Here is a 25681-nt window from a genome sequence, read left to right on the forward strand (position 1 = left end):
GCGAGCATGCTGAGCTTGATAAATGAACATTCATTTAATAGGTGTGTGATGACCGCGCAGCACTGGACTCCCGCCGACATTCCGCCGCTCGACGGCCGGACCGCTCTGATCACCGGCGCCAACAGCGGCATCGGCTACCGCACCGCCCGGGCCCTGGCCCGGCACGGCGCCCGTGTCCTGCTCACCGGGCGCCGTCCGGACGCGCTGGCCGAAGCCGCCGCCCGCCTGCGCGGCGACGTGCCCGGCGCGCGTCTGGAGACCGTGGAGCTCGACCTCGGCGACCTGGCCGCGATCCGCGACGCGGCGGCCCCGCTCGCCGCCGAGGAGACGATCGACATCCTCGTCAACAACGCCGGAGTCATGAACGTCCCCCAACGCCGCACCACCCGTGACGGCCTCGAACTGACCGTCGGCACGAACCACCTCGGCCACTTCGCGTTGACCGCCCATCTGATGCCCGCCCTGACGCGTTCGGCGGCCGCGCGGATCGTCACGGTCAGCGCCATCGCCGCCACCTGGCGCTCAGGCGACCTCACCGACCTGATGAGCGAACAGCGCTACCGCCCGATGGGCGCGTACGCCAAGTCCAAGCGCGCCAACATCGTCTTCACCCGGGAACTCGCCCGCCGCCTCGACGGCAGCGCGCACCGCGCCCTGGCCGTGCACCCGGGGTCGGCCGTCACCAACCTGCAGCGCCACACGTCCACGGGGCGGGCGGGGCGGCTGTTCGTCGCCCTGGCCGCGCGCACCCTGATGGGCTCGCCCGAGGGCGCCGCCTGGCCCTCCCTGTACGGCGCGACCCACGCCGCGGCCGCCAACGGCGCCTTCCTCGGTCCCGCCGGACGGGACCAGACCTCCGGGACCCCCGAGCCGACCCCCCTGCCCGCCGGGGCCGACAGTCCCGAGCAGGGTTCCCGGCTGTGGCGTGAGAGCGAACGGCTGACCGGGGTCGCGTTCCCGGTCCCGCGGACCTGACCCCCGCGCCGCACGGTGCGGCCGGGCGGCTCCCCGTGCTCGACGGCGCCGCCGCTCTCGCGGCGCACTCCGGCCGGCGGCCGGGGCCTCAACCGCGTTCTCGCAGGTACGCCTCCAGCTCGGCGGCCCCGGCCAGCATCGCCCGCCCGCGCGCGGACAGCCGGGCGCGCCAGTCGCGCAGCGCGCCCTCCAACGGCTCCAGCCCGCCGGCCGAGCGCACCTGGGCGATCAGCGGGGCGATCTGCTCCAGCAGGTAACCGCCCCGCCTGAGCTGGTGGACCAGCAGGGCGTCGCGCACGTCGGCCCCGCCGTAGACGCGGTACCCGGTCCTCGGGTCGCGGCGGGGACGCACCAGCCCGGCGCGCTCCCAGGCGCGCAGCGTCGCGGGCCGGACGCCGAGCCTGCCCGCCAGCGGTCCGATGAACGTGGCGTCGGGCTCCGCCGCCCCGGCCGTCCCGGGCTCCTTGGCCGGTCGTGGGGGTGGAGCCGCCCCGGCCCGCCCACCGGAGCTGGTCCGCCCGCCGGATTCGATCCGGTCGGCGGACCGGGACCGCGCGCCGGTCTCCAGGCCGCGCAGCGCCTCCTCCACGGCCCGCAGGGTCCGCCGGTCGTCCAGGAGCTGGGCGTGGCCCTCGTCGATGAGGCGCAGCGCCTCATCCGCCCGGTCCCCGTTCACCGCCCGCATGATCGAGGCCGCCCCCTGGTGGCCGTGGCCGGGTACCAGGGCCACGAACGCGCTCAGGGCCCGCGCGTGCAGCGGAGTGTAGGTGCGGTAGCCGTGACGCGTGCGGTCGGCCGCCGGAAGGATCCCGTCCTCCTCGTAGTTCCTGACCGCCTGCGTGGACAGGCCGTGCCCGCGCGCCAGGTCGATCGGCCTGAGCCGATCACCGCTTTGAAGGTTCTTAGCCATATCCCCGCCGCTGTACCGAAAAACTCTCAACCGTTACTTCAACGATACCGTCGAAGGTATGGACACTGGCACCACGATCACCGCACACACCTTCGAGGCCGCGGCCGCCATGGGGCTGCTCCCGGCCCGGCCGCGACTGCTCGCCCTGGGCGAGCCCACCCACGGGGAGGACGCCCTGCTGGACCTGCGCAACGGGCTCTTCCGCCAGCTCGTCGAGCAGGAGGGCTACCGGACGATCGCCGTCGAGAGCGACTGTCTGGCGGGCCTGGCCGTGGACGCGTACGTCACCTCGGGCACGGGCACCCTCGACGAGGCCATGGAGCACGGGTTCAGCCACGGGCTCGGCGCGTCGGCGGCCAACCGCGAACTCGTACGCTGGATGCGCGCCCACAACGACGGCAGGCCCGCCGCCGAACAGGTGCGCTTCGCCGGTTTCGACGGCCCGCTGGAGGTCACCGGCGCCCAGAGCCCCCGGCGGGCCCTGACCGCGCTCCACGACTACCTCGCGCGCTGGGTGGAGGCGGACCAGCTCCCGTGCGACGCGCGGACGCTGGACCGCCTGGTCGGCGACGACGCGCGGTGGACCAACCCCGACGCGATGCTGGACCCGGCCGAGTCCGTGGGGCGCTCGGACGACGTCCGGGAGCTGCGCATGCTCGCCGACGACCTGGCGGCGCTGCTCGACGCGCACACGCCGCGCCTGGTCTCGGCGACCTCGCGCGAGGACTGGGACCGGGCGCGCCTGTACGGGCGCACCGCCACCGGCCTGTTGCGCTACCACTTCTGGATGGCCGACACCTCCTCGCGCCGCATGACGCGGCTGGAGGACCTGGGCATGACGGTCGACACCTCACCGAGCCGGATGACGCGGCTGCTGGGCCTGCGCGACCAGATGATGGCCGACAACCTCTTCGCCCTCGCCGAGCGGGGCCCGGTGCTGGTCCACGCCCACAACTCCCACCTCCAGCGCGGCATGAGCACGATGCGGATGGGCGGGCCGCCGCTGGACTGGTGGGGCGCCGGGGCGATCGCGGGCGCCCGCCTGGGGCAGGAGTACGCCTTCCTGGCCACGGCCGTGGGCACGATCCGGCACCGGGGCGTGGACACCCCGCCCCCGGACAGCGTCGAGGGCCTCCTGTACGCCCTCGGGGAGGAGCGCTGCGTGGTCGACGCGCCCCGGCTGGCCGCGGACCTGGACGGCGCGATCCCCGCACCCCGTGTGTCCCCCTGGTTCGGCTACGCCCCGCTCGATCCGGCCCGTCTGGCCGACAGCGACGGGATCGTGTTCGTCAGGGACCTCCGGCAGGGCTGACGGCCCGCCCGGAGGGGGCGCCGGTGCGACGCACGAGGCTCCCACCTGCGGTGATCCTGTACCTGTGGCGTGTTCGGCCGCCTTGCTGCCAAACGGCTGTCGCGACGGATACGAGATCACGGCGTCCGCGTCGGTCCTGTGCGGGCACCGCAGGGGAGCCGGTGCCCGGCCGAGGGCTCAGGCCGTGCCGGACAGGCCCAGGTAGGCCAGACCGCGCCGGGCCGTGGTGGACAGCCGCAGCCCGGCGACCTCACCGGGGGCGAACCAGCGCGCGTCGGCGGTCGAGCCGTTCTCCTCCAGTACCCGGGCCGGACCCGGGTCGCGGACCAGGACGCGGAAGAACGCCCACACCGCGTAGATGTCGTGGCCGCCGGAGCCCTCACGGCGGTGGCTGGACACGGTGACCAGCTCCCCGACCAGGCCGTCCTGGCCGGTCTCCTCGACCACCTCGCGGCGCAGCGCGGCCCGCACGTCCTCGCCCGCGTCCACGCCGCCGCCCGGCAGGTGCCAGGTCCCGGCGCCGGGGAACCCCTCGGCGATCAGGCTCAGCAGCACGTTGCCGTCGGGGTCGGTGACGATCCCGTAGGAGGCGAACCGGCGCAGCGGCGTCAGCCCGTTCTCGGGCGCGGCCTCCTCCACGGCCAGTTCGGCGGGGGAGGGCCGCAGACCGGCGCCCGCGGCCGAGGGCCAGGAGGCCTCCGCCCCGACTCCTGCGAACACCACCCGGTCGATGTGCAGCGGGGCGCCGCCGGGCGCGGACGCCAGCTCGGTGAGCACGTCCAGCGCGCGCAGGGGAGCGTCCGGGGCCAGGCCGCCCAGGCCGCGGGCCACGTCCGCGGGGTCCTGGCCGAACAGCACGCGACCCCCGAGCACCGCGGGCGCACCGGCGGTGACCAGGTGCGCGGTGACGCGCCGTCCCGGAGCGCCCGGGGAGGCGGCGGTCACAGCGATCCGGCGGCGGGGGTCGCGCTGGGCAGGCCCACCAGACGCAGCAGTTCGTCCAGGTTGGCGATGGTGGTCACCGACTCGAACCGCTGGTGGCCCCGGCGGTCGATCATGATCGGGCGCATGCTCGCGGCCGCGGCGCCCACGCCGTCGGCCTGGATCTGGTCCCCCACGTGCCAGCACGCGGTGGGGTCCACACCCAGGCGCTGGGCGGCGGTGTGGAAGATGCGCGGGTCCGGCTTGCCCGTTCCGACCGTGTCGGTGCACACCACGGCGTGGAAGTAGGGGGCCAGCTCCATGGACTGGAGCTTGGCGTGCTGGAGGGACTCGATGCCGTTGGTCACCACGGCCAGGCGGTATCCGGCCGAGGCCAGCGCGTTCAGCGCCGGGATCGCGTCGGGGAAGACCTGCCACGCCGAGCGGTGGGCCTCCAGGTAGATCCGGTACAACTCGTCGCAGTGCTGGTCGGCGAGGTCGGGGTGACCGGCCTGGACGGCCAGGGCCCGGATCCGCTCGCGGCGCTGCTGCTCCAGGCTCAGGCGTCCGCGCAGGTAGGAACCGAAGGAGATCTCGGTCTGCACGTCCCACAGACTGCGGGCTGCTCCGAAGTCCGGGTGGCCGAGCCGGTCCATGACCGCGCGGAGCCCCGTGGACGACGCGGCGAGATCGTCGATCAGGGTGTCGTCCAGGTCAAAGCAGATCGCCGTCGGCACTGCGGGTGTGTTCGGCATCGTTCCTCATGTGATGGGCAGGACAAAACATGCCCACGCTAACCCGTGGACATAACAGGAACGGTGTAAACCCCACCTAAAGGGATGTGGCCCACGTCACCCGAGGCCCGTGCGGGAGGGGGTCCGCGGACCCCCTCCCGCTCACGGGAGCCGCTGGAACCACAGGAGTGACGTCACGGCGGTGGCCATCGCCAGGACGATCGCCGCCAGCACGAAACGTGTGACGATTTCCTCGTGCACCAGCTCGGTGCCCAGCGACGAGCCGATGTCCTCGTAGACCTCGTCCAGCTCCGTCTCGCTCTCCGCCTCGTAGAAGTGCCCCCCGGTGTCCGAGGCCAGACCGCGCAGCGCCTCCTTGTCGATGTCGGCGGGCACCTGGTAGCCGTCGATCTCGATCATCGCCGCGCCCGTGCCGAACGCGATCGTGGAGACCGGGACCTCCTGCTCCGCCGCCATCGCCACGGCCTGCGAGATGTCGCGGCCACTGGTGTTCTCCCCGTCCGAGAGCAGCACGATCGCCGACGGCGGCGGGTCCACGTCCGCGTCCTCGTCGAAACTGCTGATCGACTCCAGCGAGGCGAACACCCCCTCGCCGATCGCCGTGCCCGGACCCAGCTGGAGGTTCTCGATCGAGCCGATCACCGCCTGGTGGTCATGGGTGGGGGAGGAGACCACCGTCGCCGTCGAGGAGAAGGCCACCAGGCCCACGTTGAACCGGTCCGGCAGCGTCTCCACGAACCCCTGGGCCGACTTCTTGGCCGCCTCCAGCCGGTTGGGGTCGATGTCGTTGGCCGCCATCGACAGCGACACGTCCACCGCCACCATGATCGTCGCCCGCTCACGCGGCTGCTGCACCGGCATCGCCGGCAGCGCCATCGAGGCGATCAGCACCCCGATCGTCACCGTGAACAGCACCGCCGGCACGTGCCTGCGCACGTCCGGGCGGTGCGGCGCCACCTGGTCCAGCAACGCCAGGTTGGTGAAGCGCATCGTGTACTCGCGCCGCCGGGTCTGCGCGAACACGTACGCGGCGACCAGTACGACGACGAGGAGCAGCCACCACAACCTCTGGGGCTCCAGGAAGGTCATGACTCAATCCCCCGTGCCTCGGCTCTGTCCCGCGGGTCCGCGCCCGCGCCCTCGTTCGGTTCCTCGGTGGGGCCCGCCGCGCTCACCGGGGCGTTCCCGGAGTGTGGCGGGCCAGGTGGTGCGCGGTACGCCTCTGGTGGATAACGAAGCGTGCCGTATCCAGTACCCAGTCCCGGTCCGTCCTTAGCATCAGGTGGTGCACCCCGCACCGGCGCAGCGCGTCGCGCACCGCGCGGCGCTGCCCCTCGGCCGCCTGACGGTAGCGCTCGCGCACCGCCCGCGTCAGCCGCACGTCGCGCACCATGCCCGTGCCCGGATCGCGCAGCGTCACGTCGCCCACCTCGGGCACGTCCAGCTCGCGCGGATCGATCACCTCCACCACCAGCACCTGGTGGCGCGCGGCCAACTGGCGCAGGGGGCGCTCCCAGGTCACCTCGCCGCCGAAGGCGGGGGTGTCCAGGAAGTCGGAGATCACCACCCGCAGGCCGCGCCTGCGGCGCACCCGCACCAGGTCACCGATGGCGTCTGCCAGGGACGCCCGGTGCGGCGAGGGCTCGCGCTCGTCACCGGTCGGCGCCGCGGCCACCGTGGCCAACAGCGCCAGCAGGGCCTCCTTGCCCGAACGCGCGGGCCAGCGCCGGATCGTGCCCCGGTGCAGGAAGTGGGCGCCGAAGCGGTCGCCCACCCGCTGGGTGAGGAGGTTGGCCGCGACCATCGCCCCGACCGCCACCTCGTGCTTGGAGCGCAGGCCCGTGCCGAAGTCCATGCTCGGCGACAGGTCCAGCAGGGTCCAGCTCTCCAGCTCACGGTCGGCGACCAGGTCGCGCACGTGCGGGGTGTCGGTGCGCGCGGTCACCGACCAGTCCATGAGCCGCACGTCGTCCTCGCCCGGCTGGTACAGGCGCGCCTCGGCCGCCTCCGAGCCGGGCCCCAGGCGCAGCCCGAGGTGCTCACCGTGCAGCAGCCCCTCCAGGCGGTGCACGATGCGCAGGTCCAGACGGCGCAGCGCGGCGCGCAGCCGGGGGTCGGTACCGATGGCGGGTGCGTTCACCGGCTCACCTCGCGGAGGCGAAGGAGGCGGTCTCCCCGCTGGGCGGCTCGTCCCAGATCACCCGCGGCGCCAGCACGGTCGACAGGATGCGGTCCACCACCTGTTCGGCGGTGATCCCGTCGGCCAGGGCGTCGAAGGTCAGCACCAGGCGGTGGGCGATGACGTCGTGGGCGAGCACCCGCACGTCGTCGGGGAGCACGTAGTCGCGCCCGCGCAGCAGGGCCAGGGCCCGGGCGGCCGAGACCAGCCCCAGGGTGGCACGGGGGCTGGCCCCCATCTCCAGCACCTGGCGCAGGTCCGGCATCTGGTGGTTCTCCGGCTCGCGCGTGGCCATGACCAGCCGCACCACGTAGTCGGCGATGAGCTGGTGGACGTGGACGCGCTGGGCGTCGGACTGCAGCTCGCTCAGGGTGACGGGGTCGAGCACCTGGTGCGCGGTGGGCGGGGTGGTCGACATCCGGCGCAGGATCTCCATCTCCTCGTGCGCGCGCGGATGGCGGACGTTGACCTTCATCAGGAACCGGTCGCGCTGGGCCTCCGGCAGCGGGTACACGCCCTCGGACTCCACCGGGTTCTGTGTGGCGATGACGATGAACGGGGAGGGGAGCGGGTGGGTGGTCCCGCCGAGGGACACCTGCCGCTCGGCCATGACCTCCAGCAGGGCCGACTGCACCTTGGCCGGGGCCCGGTTGATCTCGTCGGCGAGCACGAAGTTGGCGAAGACCGGCCCCAGCTCCACGTCGAACTGCTCGGTGGAGGGATGGTAGATGCGCGTGCCGACGATGTCGGAGGGCACCAGGTCCGGGGTGAACTGCACACGGGCGAACGAACCCCCGGTGACCTTGGCCAGGGTGGACACCGCCAGGGTCTTGGCGATTCCGGGTACGCCCTCGATCAGGCAGTGCCCTCCCGCGACCAGGGCGATCAGGGAGCGCTCCACCATGCGCTCCTGGCCCACGATCACCCTGGACACCTCGTGCAGCGCGGCGCGCAGCAGCCGGGTCGGTTCACCCGGAGCGCTGTCCGGGCCCGCGGAGGGCGCTGAGCCGTTTCCGCTCTCTGCCATGTGCCGCCTTCCTAGCAGGGAGCCCCGACGCGGGGGCACCGGATAGGTTGTGGATCACTCACCTGTGGTGACACTACCCGTTTCGCGGGCACCAGTCCGGTACACAACGCGGCGAAGCGGACGGCCGGAGTGGAGGGCAAGGGGGATGACATGGCGGTTCCCACGATGGGGCTGAACGAGGGTGATCCACGTCAACTGGGCGGTTACCGCCTGCTGGGGCGGGTGCGCGACTCCTCCCTCGGCGTGGTCTACCTGGGCAGGGACGGGTCCGGGAACCAGGTGAGCGTCGCCGTGCTCGACTCCGGCGCCGCGGGTGACGGCGGCGCGCGGGAGCGGTTCGCCGAGGCGGTGCGCCGCAGCCCCGACGTGGTCGCGGCCCGCACGGACGGGCGCTCGGCGCTGTGGGTGGCCCTCGCCCACGACGGGACGGGCGCGGCGGCGGAGGACTTCCTCAAGGTGGCGGCGCGCTCGGGCAGGGCGGCCGCGCGCGGCCCGGTCGTGATGCCGCACTGGGCGGGTTCACGCGGCCCCGTCTCGGTGCGGTGGGCGCCCTGGGCCGGGCGCAGGGACAGCGCCGTGGCGGCGGGGGAGAGCAACTGGTGGCTGATCGGCGGACTGGGCCTGGTGCTGGTGCTCATCCTGCTGCTGGTGTCGCTGCTGTACTGGTGGATGCTCCAGTTCCCGCCGCCGGAGATGCCCAGCCCGGCGCAGCCCCCCGAGGCGCAGGAGAGCCCGGAGAGCCCGCAGGGGCCGGGGACGCTCCCGGGGGAGGGGGACGGTGAGGACGGGGGAGCGGAGCCGACGCCGGTCATGCCCACGCCGGGGGAGGGCGGAGGCGAGTGGGGCGACGACCCCGAGGACAACCTCTAGCGGGGGAAGCGTGCGGCTCGGAAAACGCGTGAGGGGTCCGGTTTCGGCGCCGGGCCCCTTCCTTGTTCCTGTTAAAAATCTACGTCGTAAAGGTGGTGGTTCTTTTCTTGAAAAAGAAAAAAGAAGAGAAAGACGAGATCGCGCGGCTACGCCGCACCCTCCTCACAGGTCTCCCTTTTGAAAGCCGCTCGGCGTGTCGCGGCGGACGGGGACGTTGCCTAGAACGTGTTCAGCGTCCTTTAGCGGCGATGGCGGGAGGCGGTTCCGGTGCGGTGGAGGGGCGGCGGGCCGCGGCCCCGTGCGTCCGGCTCAGCGACGGACCCGTCGAGGCGGCGGTGCGCGAGCGCTCCGTGCGCTGCCTATGCTGGTCCGCGTGCTGAGAAAGGTGGTCGCGACGCGGTACGTGCTGCCGCTGCGCGAAGGAGGTTCGCTCCCGGGGTTGGTCGAGGCCGACGACCTGGGGATGTACGTGGTCAAGTTCCTCGGGGCGGGGCAGGGGCGCAAGACGCTCGTGGCCGAGGTCGTCGCGGGGGAGCTGGGCCGCGCCCTGGGGCTGCCCGTTCCGGAGCTGGTCACGGCGGAGTTCGACGCGGTGATCGGCCGCAGCGAGCCCGATCCCGAGGTGCAGGAGCTGCTCAAGGCCAGCGGCGGGCTCAACCTGGGGATGGACTTCCTCCCCGGTTCGCTGGGCTTCGATCCGCTGACCTTCGAGGTGGACCGGGGGTTCGCCGGGCGGGTGCTGTGGTTCGACGCGCTGACCGGCAACGTGGACCGGTCCTGGCGCAACCCGAACATGCTGCTGTGGCACGGGCGCCCCTACCTGATCGACCACGGTGCGACGCTGATCTTCCACCACAACTGGGCCAACGCCGACCGGTTCGTGCACCGCCCCTACGACGCCTCCGACCACGTGCTGTCGGGTGCGTCGCCGGACCTGGCCGCCGCGGACGCGGACCTGGCGCCCTTGGTGGACGAGGGTCTGCTGCGCCGTGTGGTGGAGTTGGTGCCGGACGAGTGGCTGGTGGACGAGCCCGGGTTCGACGGTCCCGGGGATGTGCGTGCGGCGTATGTGCGGTACCTGCTGGCCCGGGTGGCCGAGCGTTCCTGGCTGCCGGAGGTGACGGGATGAGCGCCCCGAGGCGTTACAGCGACGCGGTGACGACCGGTCGTGTGGGTGAGCGGCGTGAGCGTGCGGTGTTCGAGTACGCGCTGTTGCGGGTGGTGCCGCGGTTGGAGCGCGGTGAGTGTGTGAACGCCGGGGTGATCGTGTACTGCCAGGAGCGGGGGTTCCTGGGCGCTCGTTCGGCGTTGGACGAGCGGCGGTTGCTGGCGGTGGACGCTGAGGCGGACGTGGCGGGTGTGCGGCGTGCGCTGGAGGCGGTGGAGGTGATGTGCCGTGGTGGCGCGGGGGCGGGTGCGGCCGGTCGTGAGCGCCCCGGTCAGCGGTTCCGGTGGTTGACGGCTCCGCGGAGCACGATCGTGCAGCCGGGGCCGATCCACGGTGGTCTGACGGAGGATCCGGAGGGCGAGGTCGTGCGGTTGCTGGACCGGCTCGTAAGGTAACCGTTCGGGTCGTAACGGACATCACAGGCGTTCTGGGGGATAAAGAGGAGGCGATCCGCGGGGTCGGGATGTTGGGATGGAAGTGTCCGTCGTCGGCGGGGTTCTTCCTTCCGGCGCTTTTCCCGTTCCTGAACTGGAGTGCCTGTGCAGTCCCCGAACTCCCCCTCCGCGGTCCCTGACCGGGAGGCGGTCGAGAGGTCCTCTTCCCCTGTCCCGGTTTCTTCCCCCGCCCCCGAGCCGGAGGCGGGTGAGCGCTGGACGCCCTCGCGCAAGTCGGTGGCGCTGCTGGTGCTGGTGCTGGGTGTGCTGACGGCGACCGGGCCGTTGGCGACCGACATGTACCTTCCGGCCTTCCCCCAGATCACGCGGGATCTGGGGACGAGTGAGGCGCAGATCCAGCTGACGCTGACGGCGATGATGCTGGGCCTGGCCGTGGGTCAGCTGGTGATCGGGCCGTTGAGCGACGCCGTGGGGCGTCGTGGTCCGCTGTTGGTGGGCGTGGCCCTGTTCACGGTGACGTCGGTGCTGTGCGTGTTCGTGCCGGACGTGACGTTGTTCATCGTGCTGCGGTTCGTGCAGGGTGTGGCCGGTGCCGCGGGTGCGGTGATCGGTCGTGCGGTGGTGCGTGACCTGTTCGCGGGTGATGACGCGGTGCGGTTCTTCTCGCGTCTGGCGCTGGTGATGATGCTGGCTCCGCTGTTGGCTCCGTTGGCGGGTGCGCAGTTGCTGCTGGTGGGTCCGTGGCAGTTGAGTTTTTGGGTGCTGGCGGTGATGTCGGCGCTGAGCTTTGTGCTGGTGTTGGTGTGGCTGCCGGAGAGTCTGCCGGTGCAGGACCGTCGTCGGCAGGGTCCGCGTCAGTTGGTGGTGACGGTGGGTGGTCTGCTGCGTCAGCCGCGTTTTGTGGGTCCGGTGCTGACGATGGGGCTCAGTTTCGGGATGTTGTTCACGTACGTGTCGGCGTTCTCGTTCGTGTCGCAGACGGAGTTCGGTGTCTCGCCGCAGTTGTACGCGGGGCTGTTCGCGGTGAACGCGCTGGGGATGATGGCGGGTACGCAGCTGAACGGTTTCCTGGTGGGTCGTGTGGAGACGCTGCGGCGGCTGGGGATGGGTCTGGTGCTGGCTCTTGCCTCGGTGGGTGTGTTGGCGGCGCTGGCGGTGCTGGGTGTGGCCCAGTTGTGGATGGTCGTGGCGCTGCTCGCGCTGATGATGCTCAGTGTCGGTTTCATCATGCCGAACGCGACGGTGACGGCTCTGGACGGGCAGCCGGCCGCGGTGGCGGGTACGGCTTCGGCGTTGATGGGTGCGTTGCAGTTCGCGCTGGGCGGTGGTGTGGCGTCGCTGGCGGGGCTGACGGAGACGGGTGAGCCGTCGTTGGTGAGTATGGCGGTGGTGATGGTGTCGGTGGCGGTGCTGTCGCTGCTGGCGTATGTGTGGTCGGTGCGCACGAAGGTGCGGTGAGTGTTTTTCGGTGGTGTGGGCCCGGGCGCTGTGGGTGGGGTGTGCCGGGGCCCTGGGGGTGCCGGGCCGGGTGGGTCGTGGCCGTGGTGTGTGCTGGGGCGTTGCGGGTCTGCGTTCCGGGTTGCCGTGTGGTGGGGAAATGGGCACAGTAGGTCGCAATCCCCCGATTGAGGTGGGCCTGTTCGGCCTGTCTTCCGATGCGGCAAGAGGATGAGTGGGTATGGGCGGTCCGAGTGTCACTCCTGGTATGTGGGCCCGGGGTCTTTCCGGGCTGAGCGACCTGGTGTACGGGGTGGCCACGGAGGAGGCCCATGCGGAGGTGTTCTCCGTGCGCGGTGAGCGCGGCCGGTGGGAGCGGGTGAAGGCCGGCGGGTTCGCCACGGAGGTGACGGCGGTCGCCAAGGGTCTGGTGGCGGCCGGTGTGGGTGAGGGCGACCGGATCGTGGTGGTGTCGGGGTCGCATCAGGACTGGGTGCGGTTGGCGTTCGCCGTGTGGTCGGTGCGTGCGGTGTTGGTGCCGTTGCCGGAGTCGGTGTCGGCGGAGCGTTTGACGCATGTGGTGCGGCAGACGCGTCCGGCGGCTGCGGTGGTGCAGGGTGAGCGGTTGTTGCGCACGGTGTCGGGTTTGCAGCGTGAGTTGCCGGACCTGGGTCGGGTGTGGCGGATGGACGCGGGTCTGGCGGGTGTGGTGTCGCTGGGTGCGTATATGGACGCGTCGTCGGTGCGGTTTCGTCGGGACGGGGCGGTGGCCGAGGATGTGGCGGTGGTGCTGTATCCGGTGAGTACGGTGTCGCGGTTGACGCGGGGTGTGGTGTTGTCGCACGGGGCGTTGTTGTCGGCTGCGGCGGATGTGGTGGACCGGATGTGGCCGCGGTTGTCGGAGTTGCCTGAGGGCCGGGCGAGCACGTTGTTGGATCTGCCGTTGTCGCAGATCTCGGGGTTGGCTTCGTTGGTGGCGTGCATGGTGGGGCGTGTGCGTGTGGGGTTGGCGGGCCCGACGGGTTTGGTGCGGCAGATGGAGGCGTTCAAGCCGACGGTGCTGGTGTGTTCGGCCCAGGTGTTGCAGGGTGTCTTCGATGCGGAGCGGGGGAGTGCGCGTTCGACGGGGTGGGACTCGTTGGGCACGTTCAACGCGGCGGTGGAGTCGGCGGTGCAGTTCGACCGGTCGCCGCGCAGGAGTGCGTGGCAGCGGTTGTCGCGGACGATGTATGACTGGCAGTTCTCCCGGGTGCGGGAGTTGTTCGGTGGCCGGGTGCATCTGGCGGTGTGCTGGGGCGGTGGGCTGTCGGACCGGTTGGACTCCTTCTTCGGCGGTGTGGGGATTCCGGTGGTGCAGGCGTTCGGTACGGCCGAGGCGGGGGGTGTGTTCGCGGCCGGTGCTGTGGGGGACCGGGTTCCGGGGACGGTGGGGCGTGCCCTGGAGGGTCGTGAGGTGTGGGTGTCGCGTGAGGGCGAGATCCATGTGCGCGGCGGTGCGGTGTTCTCGGGGTACTGGGGTGAGGGTGAGGCCTCGCGGAGTGCGTTTCGTGAGGGGTGGTTGGCGACGGGGTACGCGGGTGAGGTGGACGCGGACGGGGTCGTGAGTGTGGCGGGCCGGTTGCGGGTGCAGGCGGCGACGGAGGAGTTGGTGGGGCGGTTCGTGGCGCGCGGGGCGGATGAGGCGCCTGCGTTGGAGGGCCGTGTGCTGCCGGAGTCTGAGGGGCGTGTGCTGGAGGGTCGTCCGGTGCAGGAGCAGCGGCGTGACTCCGAGGAGGGTGTGCGTCGGCGGGATGCGCGTGCGTTGGAGGGCCGCGCGTTGGAGGCTTCGGTGGAGCAGGAGCCCGGTGCGGCCTCGGATGGGGGTTCGGGGGAGATGCTGGCGGTGACGGCGGCGTTCGCCGCGGTGGATCCGGCTGGGGGCGGGGAGCCCGCCGTGGTGGAGCCGCAGGACCAGCGTGTGGAGCGGGGGGACGCGGAGCTGGTGGCGGAGTTCGAGGCGCGGTTGCGTGCCCATCCGTTGATCAGTCAGGTGTTGGTGATCGTGGAGGGGCGGCCGTTCGCGAGTGCGTTGGTGACGTTGGTGCGTGACCAGTTGGAGTACTGGCGGTTGGTGAACGGTCGGCCGTTGGCGATGGCTCCGGAGGAGATCGCGGGGGACCGTGAGCTGCTGCGTGAGGTGCAGGGGTTGGTGTACGAGGCCAATCGGAGTGTGCCTCGTCATCTGGCGGTGCGGTCGTTTCATGTGTTGGCGGAGGAGTTCACGGTGCAGTCGGGGTTGGTGCACGCGTCGGGGGAGTTGCGGCGTGAGGCGGTGTTGCGGGCGTTCGCGGAGGAGATCGACGGGTTGTACCGGGTGCGGCGTGAGCAGCAGTAGGGGGTAGTAGGCGGCGGTGTCGGTGGCCGCGGTCCGGGCCGGGTGGTCTGGGCCGCGGCCTTTGGTGTGTGTATGGCGGTCGGTGCGGCCGTGCCGGTGTGTCCGTGGAGTGCCTGGGCCGGGGGTCGGGTGCGGTGACCGCCGTGCTGGTGGCGCGGTAGCCGGTGTTGGACGCTGTGGGTGCACACGTGTGGTCCGGCCGGGGGTGTTGGGCGCCGAACCGGTGTGAGGGGGATGGTTACTGGCCGTTGAGGAAGGCCAGGACGGCCAGGACGCGGCGGCTGTCGTCGGAGGAGGGCGGCAGGTCGAGTTTGGTGAAGATGTTGTTGATGTGCTTGCTGACGGCTTTTTCGGTGATGTAGAGGCGTGCGGCGATGGCGGAGTTGGAGCGTCCTTCGGCCATTTCGGACAGGACCTCGCGTTCGCGGGGGGTGAGTTGGGCGAGGGGGCCGCTCTGGTCCTGGCGGGCGAGGAGTTGGGAGATGACGGCGGGGTCCATGGCGGTGCCGCCGTCGGCGACGCGGCGGACGGCTTCGATGAACTGGCCGATGTCGAAGACGCGGTCCTTGAGGAGGTAGCCGACGCCGCCGGTGTCGTCGGAGAGCAGTTCGCGGGCGTAGAGCTGTTCGACGTGCTGGGAGAGCACGAGGATGGGCAGGCCGGGGATCTGGGTGCGGGCGGCGATGGCGGCTTGGAGGCCTTCGTCGGTGAAGGTGGGGGGTAGGCGGACGTCGACGACGGCGACGTCGGGCTTGTGTTCGGTGAGGGCGGTGTGCAGGTCGGGGCCGTTGTCGACGGCGGCGACGACGGTGAAGTCGTGTGCCTGGAGGAGTCGGATCAGGCCGTCTCTGAGGAGGGCAAGGTCTTCGGCGATGACAACACGCACGGGATCTCCAGGGTCACGATGGTGGGGCCGCCCGGTGGGCTGGTGATGTTCATCGTGCCATCAAAGGCGTCCAGGCGTCTGCGGATGCCGGCCAGGCCGCTGCCGGGGGCGGGGTCCGCGCCGCCGGTGCCGTTGTCGGTGACGGTGATGACCAGGCGGTTGCGGCCGTGGTTGATGTGGATCCAGGCGTGGGTGGCGTGGGCGTGTTTGGCGGTGTTGGTGAGGAGTTCGGCGATGGCGAAGTAGGCGGCGGACTCCACGGGGTCGGCGGGGCGGCCGCGGAGGTCGATGGTGACGGTGATGGGCAGGTGGTGGGTGAGGGCGAGGGCGTGGACGGCGCCGTCGAGGCCGCGTTCGACGAGGACGGGTGGGTGGATGCCGCGGACGAGGTCGCGGAGTTCGGTGAGGGCGTGGCGGGTGGTTTCGCGGGCTTCGGTGAGCATGGCGCGGGCGGTTTCGGGGTCTTTGTCGACGATTTGTTCGGCCATGCCCAGGTTCATGCCCAGGGCGACGAGGCGGGCTTGGGCGCCGTCGTGGAGGTCGCGTTCGATGCGGCGGATCTCGGATGCCTGGGTGTCGATGGTGTGGGCGCGGCTGGTGGCCAGGTGGGCGACGCGGGCGGTGAGTCGGGCTTTTTCGGAGGGGGAGAGCAGGAGGCGGTTGAAGCGTAGGTAGGTGTCGGCGGCCAGGGGGATGAGGAGCCAGCCCAGGGTGATGAGGGCCAGGGCGGGGATGAGGATGATGAGTTGGTTGAGGGTGGTGGTGGGGGTGTAGGTGTCGTAGAGGGTGGGGCCGGTGAGGTTGAGGGCGAAGAGGAGTTGTTCGATGCCGTGGGCGATGAGGGTGAGGGGGGTGGCGACGAGGAGGAAGCTGGCGGCTCCGGAGATGAGCCAGAGCAGGTCTCTCCAGGTGGCGGGGTCGGTGATGATGGCGGTGCCGCGGCGGGTGATGCCGGTGGGGGGGATGGGGCGGTAGGCGGAGACGATGGGGCGGTGTAGGGGGCGGGTGGTGGGGGTGGGTAGGCCTGGGGTGGCGGTGCGGCTTCGGGGGGGTTTGCTGTTTTTGATGAGTAGGTGGCTGAGGGTGCGGCGTTGGCTGTCAGCGAGGGTGCGCAGGAGGAGGGCGGTGAGGATGACGAAGGGGAGGCCGACCCAGGTGAGGGTGAGTACGGCCGAGAGCAGGACGAGGGGGAGCAGGAGGAGGGCGGCGATGTTCTGGGAGAGCAGGAGGAAGAGGTAGGCCAGGGTGGTGAGGCGGCCTGCGCGGTGGTGGGGTGCGGTGGCCATGGGTGGTCTCTTCCGTTCCTGCGTGTGCGTGTGCTGGTGTCTATTGTGTCCTGTTCGTGGGTGTGGGTGCGGTGGTGAGGGCTCCCCTGTCGGGTGTGGTGGCGCGGGGTGGGGGCACGTGTGAGGGAGGGCCTCCGCGGTGCGCGGGGGCCCTCCTGGCGGGTGTGGGGGTCTGTCAGGGCCAGCGCATGTCGGTGGCGGGGCCCAGGTCGCTGACGCGGGTGCTGCTGTGGGCGTCCAGGGCCTTCTTGAGTTGGTCCCAGGACTGCTGGGGGGTGTTGTCGGTGTTGTTGCAGGTGCGCTGTTGGCAGGCGGTGTACTGGGACATGGCTCCGGCGAAGCGCAGGGGGTCGTTGGCGTTGGTGTGGCCCCAGCGGCTGATGTTGGCCCACTGGTCGGCCTGGATGCCGTCGGTGCGGTAGATCTGGGGGATGACGTGGACGCGGGGGTTGCCTCCGCCGGCCATGTGGTGGACGTCGGCCAGGCGCCAGCCGTTGGCGCAGTCGCCCGAGCCGGTGGTGGGGCAGGAGTCGGCGGAGTTGGCGGCGTAGAGCGGTGTGGTGGTGGCCTGGGTGTAGGCGGCGAGCCAGTCGCGGGCCCAGGCGGGGGTGGACCAGGAGGGTTCGGCGTCCAGGGCTGCGGTGATGGTGACGGCCTCGGTGGTGGAGGCGTCCTTGACGGTGGTGACCAGGTCGGCCCAGCGCTGTCCGGCGTGGGTGCCGGTGATGCCGCCGTCGTCCTTGTTGTTGACGCCCAGGGCCAGGTGGGCGGTGGCCTGGTCGGTGCGGCACTCGGTGAAGCCCTGGGCCCAGTGGTGGGCGTAGGCGGCGGCCTTGCTGTAGGCGGAGCGGGGTGTGGTGGAGTTTCCCGCCCTGCCGGGTTCTCGGAGGGTGTCGTCCTTTTCCTGGGTGCCGAAGAAGAGGATGCGCGGGCCGGTGGCGCCGGTGCGTCCTTCGGTGCATCCGGCCTCGTGGGCTTGGGTGGAGGTGGCGTCGGTGAGGGGGACGTAGCGGCTGGTGGTGTGGCCGGGGTAGGCGGTGGTGGTCGCGGTGGTGGCGTGGGCCGGTGCGCCCAGGGCGGTCAGGGCGGCGGCGAGCGCGGTGGTGGCGAGCATGCGTGCGGTGGAAGCCATGGGGTCATTGTGTGGGATAGTGATCGGTTGTGCACGCATCGTGATATGGGTGGCGTGTTCGGTGTTTGGGGTGGTGCGGCGGGTGCGGGTTCGGGTTTTTGGCGCAACTCGCCGCCGACGATTTCCCGTGGGTTGCCACGACCTGTGATGATCAGGAGTGTGTGGCGTGAACTGATCCTGGAGATGTATCCCGAGGCCGATCTGAGCGATCCGGCCGATGAGGTGACCCTGGCCGAGGTGGAGAAGCACCTGATGCTGCCCCTGCCCTTCGAGCTGGCCTCGTTGCTGCGTGAGACCGATGGGGTGACCAACGAGTACGGGGACGCGGTGGTGTGGAGTGCGCGGCGTTTGGTGGAGGACAACCTGGCGATGCGCCGGGAGCCGGACTATCTGGAGCTGTACGCGCCCTTCGACGAGATGATCTTCTTCGGTGATTCCGACATGGGGCCGCAGTTCGCCTACGTGCACACCGACTACGGTCCGGGGATTGTGGTGTGGGACCATGAGAGTGACCGGCGACGCCTGGTGGTGGTGTCGTTGCGCGACTACCTGGCGCGGTGTCTGATCCAGGGCAACTCCTGGTTTCGTTGAAGTGTGGTGAGAGTAGGACCATGTCGGAGCATGGCGGGGTTGGCGTCGTCGTTCAGGGCCGGGAGGTCGCGGATTTCCCCGAGTGGGCTCCGGAGGCGGCGCGCGGCCGGGTGCGGCGGATCACCGTGACGGGTGAGGAGGTGCTGCACCGGCGTGGTGTGGATGTGGCGCCGCAGATGTGGGGTTCGGCGGAGTTGGCCGGGCTCATCGACGACATGTTCGTGACGATGTACGCGGCCGAGGGTGTGGGGTTGGCGGGCAGCCAGGTGGGTGTGGACCTGCGGGTGTTCGTCTATGACTGCCCTGATGATGATGGTGTGCGTCATGTGGGGCATGTGGTCAACCCGGTGTTGGACGAGCGCGATCCCGATGACGCGGTGGTGGTGGAGTCGGAGGGGTGTTTGTCGGTTCCGGGGCCGCACGCGGATCTGGGGCGGGCCGAGCACGCCACGGTGCGGGGAGTGGACCGGGACGGCAATCCCGTGGTCGTCAGCGGTAGCGGGTACTTCGCCCGGTGTTTGCAGCACGAGACCGATCACACGTTGGGGCGGTTGTACGTGGACCGGTTGAGTGCGCGTGAGCGCAAGCGGGTGCTGAAGAAGATGAACGAGATGGCCAACGACGTGTTCGCGCGCCGTGAGGAGCGGGCCGAGGAGCTGGCGCGGGAGCTGGCTGGCTGAGCGGGGCTGTGTGCGGGGGTGTTCCGGGTGCGGAACGCCCCCTTTTTTTGTGGGGCGGGGTGGTTGGTTGGTGTGGCTGTGGGGGGTCCTTTGGCTGGGTTGACGGGCCGAAGTGGCGGGTGTGGGGGCTCCATTGGGGGTGATTGGCTCCTTTTGTGGCCCCGTTGGCGGGAGTTGTGGCCTTTTCGTGACCGTAGGGGGCGGTAGATTGCCCGGCATGCGTAACGGGGACGAGGTCGGCCAGGAGCCGACGCAGCGGGTGGTCATCTACACCGACGGGGCGTGCAGCGGCAACCCCGGTCCGGGCGGGTGGGGGGTGTGGCTGCGCTACGGCGGCCACGAGAAGGAGCTGTACGGGGGCGAGGCGCAGACCACCAACAACCGGATGGAGCTGATGGCGGCGATCCGGGCGCTGGAGAGCCTGCGCCAGCCGCTGCCGGTGCTGGTGCACACCGACTCCTCCTACGTGCGCAACGGGATCACCTCGTGGCTGCACGGGTGGAAGCGGCGGGGCTGGCGCACGGCCGACAAGAAACCGGTCAAGAACGTGGACCTGTGGCAGCGCCTGGACGAGGTCGCCTCGCGCTATGAGGTGGAGTGGCGCTGGGTGCGCGGGCACAGCGGGGACGAGGGCAACGAGCGCGCTGACGCGTTGGCGCGGCGCGGACGCGACGAGGCCGCCGGGGTGTAAGGGGCGGTACGGCAGGCGGCGGGCACCGGGTGTTCGCCGCCTGTGTCGTGTGTTCAGCCTGTTTCGCGTGCCAGGGCGTTGACCATCAGGCGGCGCGGGCCGGGGCCGGCGGAGGCCAGGGCGTCGTCGGGGTTGGACAGGGTGCAGGTGTCCAGGGACAGGCAGCCGCAGCCGATGCAGTTGGTCAGGTCGTCGCGCAGGCGGATGAGTTGGCTTATGCGGGCGTCGAGTTCGGTGCGCCACTGCTGGGACAGGCGGGCCCAGTCGTCACGGGTGGGGGTGCGGTTGTCGGGCAGGGTGTCCAGGGCCTGGCGGATGCGTGCCAGGGGCATGCCCACGCGTTGGGAGATGCGGATGAAGGAGACCCGGCGCAGGGTGTCGCGGCGGTAGCGGCGCTGGTTGCCGGCGGTGCGGCGGCTGTGGATCAGGCCCTGGCGTTCGTAGAAGTGCAGGGCGGAGACGGCGACTCCGGCGCGTTCGGCGACCTGGCCGACGGTGAGTTCCTTGACGATGGGTGCCACGTGCTCATCCTAGGGCGTGGCCGGTGGTGCGGTGGGTGCCGGTGAGGGCGTACAGGCGTGCGTAGGCGCCGCCGCGGACCAGGAGTTGGTGGTGGGTGCCGGTTTCGGTGACGCGTCCCTTGTACAGGAGCAGGATGCGGTCGGCGGTGCGGGCCAGGGTGGGTTGGCGGGTGAGGGTGAGCAGGCCGGTGTCGGGGGTGGCGGGCGGGTGGGCATGGTCGTGGGCGGGCGGGTCGGTGAGTACGAGCAGGCGGGTGTTGGTGCGTTGGGCGTAGAGGGCGCGGGCCTGGTGGACGCGGGGGAGCAGGGCGGGGGGTAGGGCGTCCAGGGGTGTGTGCAGGCGGTGTGCTTCCAGGCGGGTGTGGGTCAGGGCGTGGGCCAGGTGGGGGTCGTCGGCTTCGGGGGCGCTCTGGCCGGTGATGGTGTGGGCCAGGGTGGGGTGGGGGGTGAGGATGTGGGCGCGGGTGTGGGTGGCCAGGCGTCCGTGGGTGGGGGTGGTCTGGCCGGTGAGCAGGCGGGTCAGTGCGGTGGTGGCCTCGTGGGTCAGGCCCACCAGGGCCACGTGTTCGCCGGGGTGCAGGGTCAGGTCGAGGTGGTCCAGGTGGCGGGTGCGGTTGTGGGTGAGGGACACGTCGTGGAACTCCACCAGGGGTGGCAGGGGGGTGGTGCTGGGGTGGGTGGTGCGGCTGAGCTTGCCTCGGTGGGAGATCCTCACGGGTGTCCGTTCGTGTGGTGTGGTCGTCACCAGCCTGGGATTGGCCTGCGCGGGTGAGAGTTCTCGTGATCTGTTCGTGTCCTTGGTCTCGCTGGGTGGAACGGCTGGTGGGGCTGGTTGGTTCCCGGTGGCGGCAGGAAGGGCGGGGGTGTGAGGGCTGTCTTCGGCGGGTGGGTGAGCGCGGTCACGGGGCGGCGGGTGCGGGGGCGGGGTAGGAACACCGCACCTGTTCCCCCCAAGTGAAGGAGTGCGGCCGTGGAGCATGTCGCCGCCGTGGACGCGTCTGTGGACAGCATCGTGAGGCAGTACCGGGGTTTCGCGGACGGCTACGCCCAGGGCGCGGCTCCGGCGTACGCGCGTATCGCCCGGGCCCTGGTCGGGGACGAACACGTGCTGGGGTTGATCGCCTCCCTGCCCGCGGGCAACAAGCGCCAGCCCAACCTGTTGCTGGGTGCGGTGCGGTTCCTGGGCGGGCCGGTGGGGGAGTGGGCGGATTTTCGGGCCTGGCTCCTGGAGCACTGGGAGCAGGTGCGGGCGGTGGTGCTGGAGCGCTACACCCAGACCAACGAGGTGCGCCGGTGCGCCACCCTGCTTCCTGTACTGGCCGGTCTGGAGGGGCCGTTGGCGCTGGTGGAGGTGGGGGCGTCGGCGGGGTTGTGCCTGTACCCGGACCGGTACCGCTACTCCTTCGACGGTGGGGCGCCGATCGGTCCGGCCCGCAGCCCGGTGCTGCTTGAGTGTGCGACCTCGGGTCCGGTTCCGGTGCCCGGGCGGGTGCCGCGGGTGGTGTGGCGGGCGGGGATCGATCTGAACCCGTTGGACGTGCGCCGCGAGGAGGACGTGCGGTGGTTGGAGGCGCTGGTCTGGCCGGGGCCGTATGAGGCCGAGCGGCGGGAGCAGTTGCGGGCGGCGGCGCGGGTGGTGGCGGCCGAGCCTCCCCTGTTGGTGGCCGGTGACCTGGTGCGGGAGTTGGAGGCGGTGGCGGCGCGGGTGCCCGCGGGGGCGCGGTTGGTGGTGATGCACAGCGCGGTGCTGGCCTACCTGGACGAGGCGTCGCGGGATGCGTTCGTGGAGGCCGTGCGGGGGTTGGAGGGGCACTGGGTGTCGAACGAGGGTGCGTCGGTGCTGCCCGCGTTGGAGGGTCCGCGTCCGCCGGTGGGCACCGATTTCGCGTTGGCGTTGGACGGGCGTGTGGTGGCCTTCGCCGGTGAGCACGGTCAGCGGTTGACCTGGGCGGGTTGAGGCGGCGGCGCGGGTGGCCGCCTCCGCTGGGCCGGAGGCGGCCGTCCGCGGGTGCGGCGCCGGTGGAGGAGTGCTGGTGGGCGGCCCCGCCCCGGGGGCGCGGGGCGGGGCCGCGGTCGTTACCAGGGGTGGGGGTGGGCGTCGACCTCGGCGATGAGCTGGGCCTTGCGCTGGGGGGTGAGGAAGGAGGCGGTGAAGGAGTTGCGGGCCAGTTGGCGCAGCTGCTCGGCGCCCAGGCCCAGGTGGGTGTGCAGGGCCTGGTAGTTGTCGTGGACGTAGCCGCCGAAGTAGGAGGGGTCGTCGGAGTTGACGGTCACCAGCAGTCCGGCCTCCATCAGGGCGGGCAGGGGGTGCTGGGCCAGGTCGGGCACGGCGCGCAGGCGCACGTTGGACAGCGGGCACACGGTCAGCGGGGTCTGGGTGGCGGCCAGGTGGGTGACCAGGTCGGGGTCCTCCAGGCAGCGGATGCCGTGGTCGATGCGTTCGGCGCCCAGGAGGTTGAGGGCCTGCCAGATGTAGGAGGCGGGGCCCTCCTCTCCGGCGTGGGCGACGCGGCGCAGGCCCAGGTCGCGGGCGGCGGCGAAGACCTCGGTGAACTTCTCGGGCGGGTGGCCGACCTCGGCCGAGTCCAGGCCGACGGCGCTGATGTGTTCCAGGTGGGGTCGGGCCTGGTGGAGGGTGTCCAGGGCTTCGGCGGCGGGGCGGTCGCGCAGGAAGCACAGGATGAGTGTGGTGCTGATGTTGTGGGTGTGTTCGCTGGTGTTCAGGGCGGCCGTGAGGCCGTTGACGACCGTGTCCAGGCTGATGCCGCGGCCGGTGTGGGCCTGGGGGTCGAAGAAGATCTCGGCGTGGCGTACGCCCTGGGCGGCGGCGCGGTCGAGGTAGGCGGTGGCCAGGTCGGTGAAGTCGGCCTCGGTGCGCAGGACGTCCATGAGGGCGTAGTACAGGTCCAGGAAGGACTGCAGGTCGGTGAAGGAGTAGGCGCGGCGCAGGGAGTCGACGTCGGGGTGGGGCGGGGTCAGGCCGTTGCGTCGGGCCAGGGCGAAGGCCAGTTCGGGTTCCAGGGTGCCTTCGATGTGGACGTGGAGTTCGGCCTTGGGGATGGGCATGGTGGTGCTCGTGCCTTCGCGGTCGGGGTTGTGTGTTGGCCATTGTGGCTGATGGGTGGGGGTGCCCCGGCCGGATCGGTGTGGGTTGTGGGGCACATGCGGGGGCCCGGCCGTGCGGGGTGCGCGGCCGGGCCTGGTGGGCGTGCGGGATTACCTGCGGCCGGGGCGGTCGTTGTGGCCGGGGGTCCAGTTCAGGGCGCTGGCGCGTTCCATGAACTCCTCCACGGTCAGGTCGCCGCGGGCGAAGCGGTCGGCCAGGGTGCGGCGGGCCTCCTCCTCGGGTGAGGCGGGGCGCGGCGCCCAGGGCGGGCGGTGGCCGCGTCGGGCCAGGGTGAAGGCCAGTGCGCCGAGCAGGACGAGGGTGAGCAGAAGGAACATCAGGGCTCCGGGGAAGACGAAGGCGGGCGGTCCCTGCCCCCAGTGGGGGTGGGCGGCCAGGGCGGTCGCTGCGGTGATGGTGTTCATGGGTTCACTGTCCGCGGGGCGGGGGGTCGCGGTCATCCCCCCGCGGGCGGCACCTGTGCTGCGTCCGGGTGCGTAGGGCGCCTACGCCTGTGGTGCCACGACAGGCGGGGGCGGGCGGCCTAGGGTCGTGGTGTGAGTGGTGACAGGCGGGTGCGCCGGGTGGTCGTGGACCTGGTGCTGGGTGTGGTGCTGGGCGCGGTGGCGGTGGGGTTCGTGCGCGGCCAGGTGGTGTGGCAGCGGCGCGGCGGGGACGGGCACGGCCCCTGGCGGGGCGGGCCTCCCCCGGGGTGGGACGTGGACTGGGGTGCGGTGGTGGTGCCTTGGTCGGTGTGGGTGGGTGTGGGGGTGTTGGTGTGCGCGGTGGCGGTGCGTCGTGTGTGGCCGGTGGCGGCGTTGGTGGTGGCCGCGGTGGGTGCGGCGGTGTTCGTGGGGGCGGGTCACCCGGTGGGTCCGGTGTTGGTGTTGCCCGCGCTGGTGGTGTTCTCGGCCGCGATCCGGCTGGGCGCGGGGGTGTTCTTGGCGTGGACGGCGCCGTTGGTGGTGGGGGTGGGGTTGCTCTCGCGGGTGCGTGAGCCCTGGTGGGGGTTGGTTGACGGGGGTGCGCTGGTGGGGGTGGTGTTCGCGGTGGGGGTGATGGCCTTTCCCGCGGGCGGTGGGGTGTTCGTGCGTGCGCGGCGTGAGGCGCGTCGGCGCGCGCGTCAGGAGGAGGTGGACCGGCACCGCTACGAGGAGCGGTTGCGTATCGCCCGGGAGGTGCACGATCTGGTGGGGCACAGTCTGTCGGTGATCAGTATGCAGGCGTCGGTGGCCCTGCACGTGGTGGATCGTCGGCCCGAGCAGGCGTCGGTGGCGTTGGCCGCGATCCGGGACAGCAGCCGGTCGGCCCTGGAGGAGTTGCGGGGCACGCTGGCGGTGTTTCGGGGCGGGGCCGAGGTGGCGGGTCGGGGTCCGTTGCCGGGGTTGGGGCGTGTGGAGGCGTTGGTGGGGGAGTTGCGCGGGGCGGGACGTCGGGTGGAGGTGGTGTGGGAGGGGGAGGCGGTGCGGGTGCCCGCGGCGGTGGACCACGCGGCGTTTCGGATCGTGCAGGAGGCGTTGACGAACGTGGTGCGCCATGGCGGTGAGGGCGCGTCGGCGCGGGTGCGGGTGGTGTACGGGGAGCAGGAGGTGCGGGTGTGGGTGGTTGATGAGGGAGTGGGTGTGGTGGGGCCGGTGCGTGAGGGGTCGGGGATCGCGGGGATGCGTGAGCGCGCGCGGGCGGTGGGCGGGTCGGTGAGGGTGGGGCCTGGTGAGGGCGGCGGGTTCGTGGTGGGGGCGTCTTTGCCGTTGGGGGGTGAGCGGTGAGCGTGCGGGTGGTGGTGGCCGATGACCAGGCGCTGGTGCGGATGGGGTTGCGGGTGCTGTTGGAGGGGGAGGCGGACCTGGAGTTGGTGGGTGAGGCCGGTGATGGTGGGCAGGCGGTGGAGCTGGTGCGTCGGCTGCGTCCGGATGTGGTGTTGATGGACGTGCGGATGCCGGTGGTGGACGGGTTGGAGGCGCTGCGGCGGATCGCGGGTGAGGAGGCGCTGGCGCACACCCGGGTGGTGGTGTTGACGACGTTCGAACTGGACGAGTACGTGTTCGAGGCGTTGCGTGCGGGGGCGTCGGGGTTCTTGATCAAGGACAGCGACCCGCAGGAGATGTTGGCCGCGGTGCGGGCGGCGGCGCGGGGTGAGGCGTTGCTGTCGCCGTCGGTGACGCGGCGGGTGGTGGCGGCGTTCGTCTCGCGTGAGCCGGGCGGGGGCCGGGTGCCGCGATTGGAGGTGTTGACCGAGCGGGAGCGTGAGGTGGTGGGGCTGGTGGGTGAGGGTTTGAGCAACGAGGAGATCGCGGCCCGGTTGGTGGTCTCCCCGGCGACGGCGCGCACGCACGTGAGCCGGGCGATGGTCAAGCTCGGGGCGCGGGACCGGGCGCAGCTGGTGGTGTTCGCTTTTCGGGCCGGGCTGGTGCGCTGAGGGGGTTGGCCGGGTAGGTTCGGCGGCGACGGTGCGGGGTGTGTGGGAG

At 71.5% G+C, this 25681-nt stretch carries 26 protein-coding genes; 13 read left to right on the forward strand and 13 right to left on the reverse strand.

All coding sequences use genetic code 11. From position 1 onward, the window contains the following. Positions 1-48: 48 nt before the first annotated feature. The gene (locus UIS43_RS03415) at positions 49-975 is read left to right on the forward strand and encodes an oxidoreductase (RefSeq protein WP_013152981.1); all 927 of its coding nucleotides are present in this window, start codon (positions 49-51) and stop codon (positions 973-975) included. 88 nt (positions 976-1063) lie between these two features. Here the strand turns inward: UIS43_RS03415 and UIS43_RS03420 are convergent, their stop codons facing one another. Further along, positions 1064-1885 (reverse strand): TioE family transcriptional regulator, encoded by an 822-nt coding sequence (locus UIS43_RS03420; RefSeq protein ID WP_117198427.1) that lies wholly within the window; start codon positions 1883-1885, stop codon positions 1064-1066. Positions 1886-1943: 58 nt separating this feature from the next. On the opposite strand from UIS43_RS03420, the gene UIS43_RS03425 reads away from it, so the two are divergent. Next, positions 1944-3197 carry an erythromycin esterase family protein gene (locus UIS43_RS03425; RefSeq protein ID WP_013152983.1) on the forward strand — a complete coding sequence of 418 codons (1254 nt, stop codon included), beginning with the start codon at positions 1944-1946 and terminating at the stop codon, positions 3195-3197. 177 nt (positions 3198-3374) lie between these two features. On the opposite strand, the gene UIS43_RS03430 is transcribed toward UIS43_RS03425, so the two are convergent. The 5 genes from UIS43_RS03430 to UIS43_RS03450 form a co-directional block, all read right to left on the reverse strand. Next, positions 3375-4142 (reverse strand): NUDIX hydrolase, encoded by a 768-nt coding sequence (locus UIS43_RS03430; RefSeq protein ID WP_370012434.1) that lies wholly within the window; start codon positions 4140-4142, stop codon positions 3375-3377. Further along, complete coding sequence (locus UIS43_RS03435; protein WP_013152985.1) at positions 4139-4873, reverse strand: HAD family hydrolase; 735 nt, start codon at positions 4871-4873, stop codon at positions 4139-4141. Before UIS43_RS03435 ends, UIS43_RS03430 begins: the two co-directional genes overlap by 4 nt. A gap of 141 nt (positions 4874-5014) precedes the next feature. Continuing rightward, positions 5015-5962, reverse strand: coding sequence for a VWA domain-containing protein (locus UIS43_RS03440; protein ID WP_013152986.1), 948 nt, complete (start codon positions 5960-5962; stop codon positions 5015-5017). An 82-nt stretch (positions 5963-6044) separates the two neighbouring features. Further along, positions 6045-7013, reverse strand: a complete 969-nt coding sequence (locus tag UIS43_RS03445) for a DUF58 domain-containing protein (protein ID WP_013152987.1) — start codon at positions 7011-7013, stop codon at positions 6045-6047. Positions 7014-7017: 4 nt separating this feature from the next. Further along, on the reverse strand, positions 7018-8079 hold the full coding sequence (locus tag UIS43_RS03450) for a MoxR family ATPase (protein ID WP_013152988.1): 1062 nt from the start codon (positions 8077-8079) through the stop codon (positions 7018-7020). 150 nt (positions 8080-8229) lie between these two features. On the opposite strand from UIS43_RS03450, the gene UIS43_RS03455 reads away from it, so the two are divergent. The 5 genes from UIS43_RS03455 (at position 8230) to UIS43_RS03475 (ending at position 14323) form a co-directional block, all read left to right on the forward strand. Then, positions 8230-8949 (forward strand): hypothetical protein, encoded by a 720-nt coding sequence (locus UIS43_RS03455; protein WP_013152989.1) that lies wholly within the window; start codon positions 8230-8232, stop codon positions 8947-8949. 361 nt (positions 8950-9310) lie between these two features. Further along, the gene (locus UIS43_RS03460) at positions 9311-10078 is read left to right on the forward strand and encodes a HipA family kinase (RefSeq protein ID WP_013152990.1); all 768 of its coding nucleotides are present in this window, start codon (positions 9311-9313) and stop codon (positions 10076-10078) included. Beyond that, a complete protein-coding gene (locus UIS43_RS03465; protein ID WP_013152991.1) occupies positions 10075-10512 on the forward strand; it encodes a DUF3037 domain-containing protein in 438 nt (145 codons plus the stop codon). Before UIS43_RS03460 ends, UIS43_RS03465 begins: the two co-directional genes overlap by 4 nt. Positions 10513-10656: 144 nt before the next feature. After that, on the forward strand, positions 10657-11970 hold the full coding sequence (locus UIS43_RS03470; RefSeq protein WP_013152992.1) for a multidrug effflux MFS transporter: 1314 nt from the start codon (positions 10657-10659) through the stop codon (positions 11968-11970). Positions 11971-12217: 247 nt separating this feature from the next. Continuing rightward, complete coding sequence (locus UIS43_RS03475; RefSeq protein ID WP_370013223.1) at positions 12218-14323, forward strand: AMP-binding protein; 2106 nt, start codon at positions 12218-12220, stop codon at positions 14321-14323. A gap of 238 nt (positions 14324-14561) precedes the next feature. Here the strand turns inward: UIS43_RS03475 and UIS43_RS03480 are convergent, their stop codons facing one another. The 3 genes from UIS43_RS03480 to UIS43_RS03490 form a co-directional block, all read right to left on the reverse strand. Further along, the gene (locus tag UIS43_RS03480) at positions 14562-15209 is read right to left on the reverse strand and encodes a response regulator transcription factor (RefSeq protein WP_013152994.1); all 648 of its coding nucleotides are present in this window, start codon (positions 15207-15209) and stop codon (positions 14562-14564) included. Continuing rightward, entirely contained in the window at positions 15161-16495 is a 1335-nt protein-coding gene (locus UIS43_RS03485; RefSeq protein WP_013152995.1) for a sensor histidine kinase, read from the reverse strand. Before UIS43_RS03485 ends, UIS43_RS03480 begins: the two co-directional genes overlap by 49 nt. Before the next feature lie 175 nt (positions 16496-16670). After that, complete coding sequence (locus UIS43_RS03490; protein ID WP_013152996.1) at positions 16671-17609, reverse strand: hypothetical protein; 939 nt, start codon at positions 17607-17609, stop codon at positions 16671-16673. Between the two features lie 165 nt (positions 17610-17774). On the opposite strand from UIS43_RS03490, the gene UIS43_RS03495 reads away from it, so the two are divergent. The 3 genes from UIS43_RS03495 (at position 17775) to rnhA (ending at position 19589) form a co-directional block, all read left to right on the forward strand. Further along, entirely contained in the window at positions 17775-18218 is a 444-nt protein-coding gene (locus UIS43_RS03495) for an SMI1/KNR4 family protein (protein ID WP_013152997.1), read from the forward strand. A 20-nt stretch (positions 18219-18238) separates the two neighbouring features. Continuing rightward, complete coding sequence (gene def, locus UIS43_RS03500) at positions 18239-18898, forward strand: peptide deformylase (RefSeq protein ID WP_013152998.1); 660 nt, start codon at positions 18239-18241, stop codon at positions 18896-18898. Positions 18899-19115: 217 nt separating this feature from the next. Then, positions 19116-19589 carry a ribonuclease HI gene (gene rnhA / locus UIS43_RS03505; protein WP_019607377.1) on the forward strand — a complete coding sequence of 158 codons (474 nt, stop codon included), beginning with the start codon at positions 19116-19118 and terminating at the stop codon, positions 19587-19589. Between the two features lie 53 nt (positions 19590-19642). Here rnhA and soxR read toward each other — a convergent pair whose 3' ends face one another. Then, positions 19643-20110, reverse strand: coding sequence for a redox-sensitive transcriptional activator SoxR (soxR, locus tag UIS43_RS03510; protein ID WP_013153000.1), 468 nt, complete (start codon positions 20108-20110; stop codon positions 19643-19645). A 4-nt stretch (positions 20111-20114) separates the two neighbouring features. Then, complete coding sequence (locus UIS43_RS03515) at positions 20115-20825, reverse strand: ABC transporter ATP-binding protein/permease (protein WP_013153001.1); 711 nt, start codon at positions 20823-20825, stop codon at positions 20115-20117. A gap of 255 nt (positions 20826-21080) precedes the next feature. On the opposite strand from UIS43_RS03515, the gene UIS43_RS03520 reads away from it, so the two are divergent. Next, on the forward strand, positions 21081-22067 hold the full coding sequence (locus UIS43_RS03520; RefSeq protein WP_370012441.1) for a DUF2332 domain-containing protein: 987 nt from the start codon (positions 21081-21083) through the stop codon (positions 22065-22067). Between the two features lie 119 nt (positions 22068-22186). On the opposite strand, the gene UIS43_RS03525 is transcribed toward UIS43_RS03520, so the two are convergent. Next, complete coding sequence (locus UIS43_RS03525; RefSeq protein ID WP_013153003.1) at positions 22187-23176, reverse strand: adenosine deaminase; 990 nt, start codon at positions 23174-23176, stop codon at positions 22187-22189. Between the two features lie 150 nt (positions 23177-23326). Further along, entirely contained in the window at positions 23327-23641 is a 315-nt protein-coding gene (locus UIS43_RS03530) for an SHOCT domain-containing protein (RefSeq protein ID WP_232051662.1), read from the reverse strand. A 132-nt stretch (positions 23642-23773) separates the two neighbouring features. Here UIS43_RS03530 and UIS43_RS03535 point away from each other — a divergent pair, with 132 nt between their 5' ends. Then, positions 23774-24982: a sensor histidine kinase gene (locus tag UIS43_RS03535; protein ID WP_370012442.1), complete on the forward strand. Its 1209-nt coding sequence runs from the start codon at positions 23774-23776 to the stop codon at positions 24980-24982. Then, positions 24979-25632: a response regulator transcription factor gene (locus tag UIS43_RS03540; protein WP_013153006.1), complete on the forward strand. Its 654-nt coding sequence runs from the start codon at positions 24979-24981 to the stop codon at positions 25630-25632. The genes UIS43_RS03535 and UIS43_RS03540 overlap by 4 nt, the downstream gene beginning before the upstream one ends. Positions 25633-25681: the final 49 nt, after the last annotated feature.

The organism is Nocardiopsis sp. LDBS0036 (assembly GCF_041228755.1).
Lineage (GTDB): Bacteria > Actinomycetota > Actinomycetes > Streptosporangiales > Streptosporangiaceae > Nocardiopsis > Nocardiopsis dassonvillei.

Coding starts and splice junctions, on each gene's coding strand:
- UIS43_RS03525 (WP_013153003.1), bottom strand. CDS start 23,176: ATGCCCATCCCCAAGGCCGAACTCCACGTCCACATCGAAGGCACCCTG.
- UIS43_RS03425 (WP_013152983.1), top strand. CDS start 1,944: ATGGACACTGGCACCACGATCACCGCACACACCTTCGAGGCCGCGGCC.
- UIS43_RS03485 (WP_013152995.1), bottom strand. CDS start 16,495: ATGGCCACCGCACCCCACCACCGCGCAGGCCGCCTCACCACCCTGGCC.
- UIS43_RS03455 (WP_013152989.1), top strand. CDS start 8,230: ATGGCGGTTCCCACGATGGGGCTGAACGAGGGTGATCCACGTCAACTG.
- UIS43_RS03490 (WP_013152996.1), bottom strand. CDS start 17,609: ATGCTCGCCACCACCGCGCTCGCCGCCGCCCTGACCGCCCTGGGCGCA.
- UIS43_RS03450 (WP_013152988.1), bottom strand. CDS start 8,079: ATGGCAGAGAGCGGAAACGGCTCAGCGCCCTCCGCGGGCCCGGACAGC.
- UIS43_RS03530 (WP_232051662.1), bottom strand. CDS start 23,641: ATGAACACCATCACCGCAGCGACCGCCCTGGCCGCCCACCCCCACTGG.
- UIS43_RS03415 (WP_013152981.1), top strand. CDS start 49: ATGACCGCGCAGCACTGGACTCCCGCCGACATTCCGCCGCTCGACGGC.
- UIS43_RS03495 (WP_013152997.1), top strand. CDS start 17,775: ATGATCAGGAGTGTGTGGCGTGAACTGATCCTGGAGATGTATCCCGAG.
- UIS43_RS03440 (WP_013152986.1), bottom strand. CDS start 5,962: ATGACCTTCCTGGAGCCCCAGAGGTTGTGGTGGCTGCTCCTCGTCGTC.
- UIS43_RS03420 (WP_117198427.1), bottom strand. CDS start 1,885: ATGGCTAAGAACCTTCAAAGCGGTGATCGGCTCAGGCCGATCGACCTG.
- rnhA (WP_019607377.1), top strand. CDS start 19,116: ATGCGTAACGGGGACGAGGTCGGCCAGGAGCCGACGCAGCGGGTGGTC.
- UIS43_RS03435 (WP_013152985.1), bottom strand. CDS start 4,873: ATGCCGAACACACCCGCAGTGCCGACGGCGATCTGCTTTGACCTGGAC.
- UIS43_RS03465 (WP_013152991.1), top strand. CDS start 10,075: ATGAGCGCCCCGAGGCGTTACAGCGACGCGGTGACGACCGGTCGTGTG.
- def (WP_013152998.1), top strand. CDS start 18,239: ATGTCGGAGCATGGCGGGGTTGGCGTCGTCGTTCAGGGCCGGGAGGTC.
- UIS43_RS03475 (WP_370013223.1), top strand. CDS start 12,218: ATGTGGGCCCGGGGTCTTTCCGGGCTGAGCGACCTGGTGTACGGGGTG.
- UIS43_RS03460 (WP_013152990.1), top strand. CDS start 9,311: ATGCTGGTCCGCGTGCTGAGAAAGGTGGTCGCGACGCGGTACGTGCTG.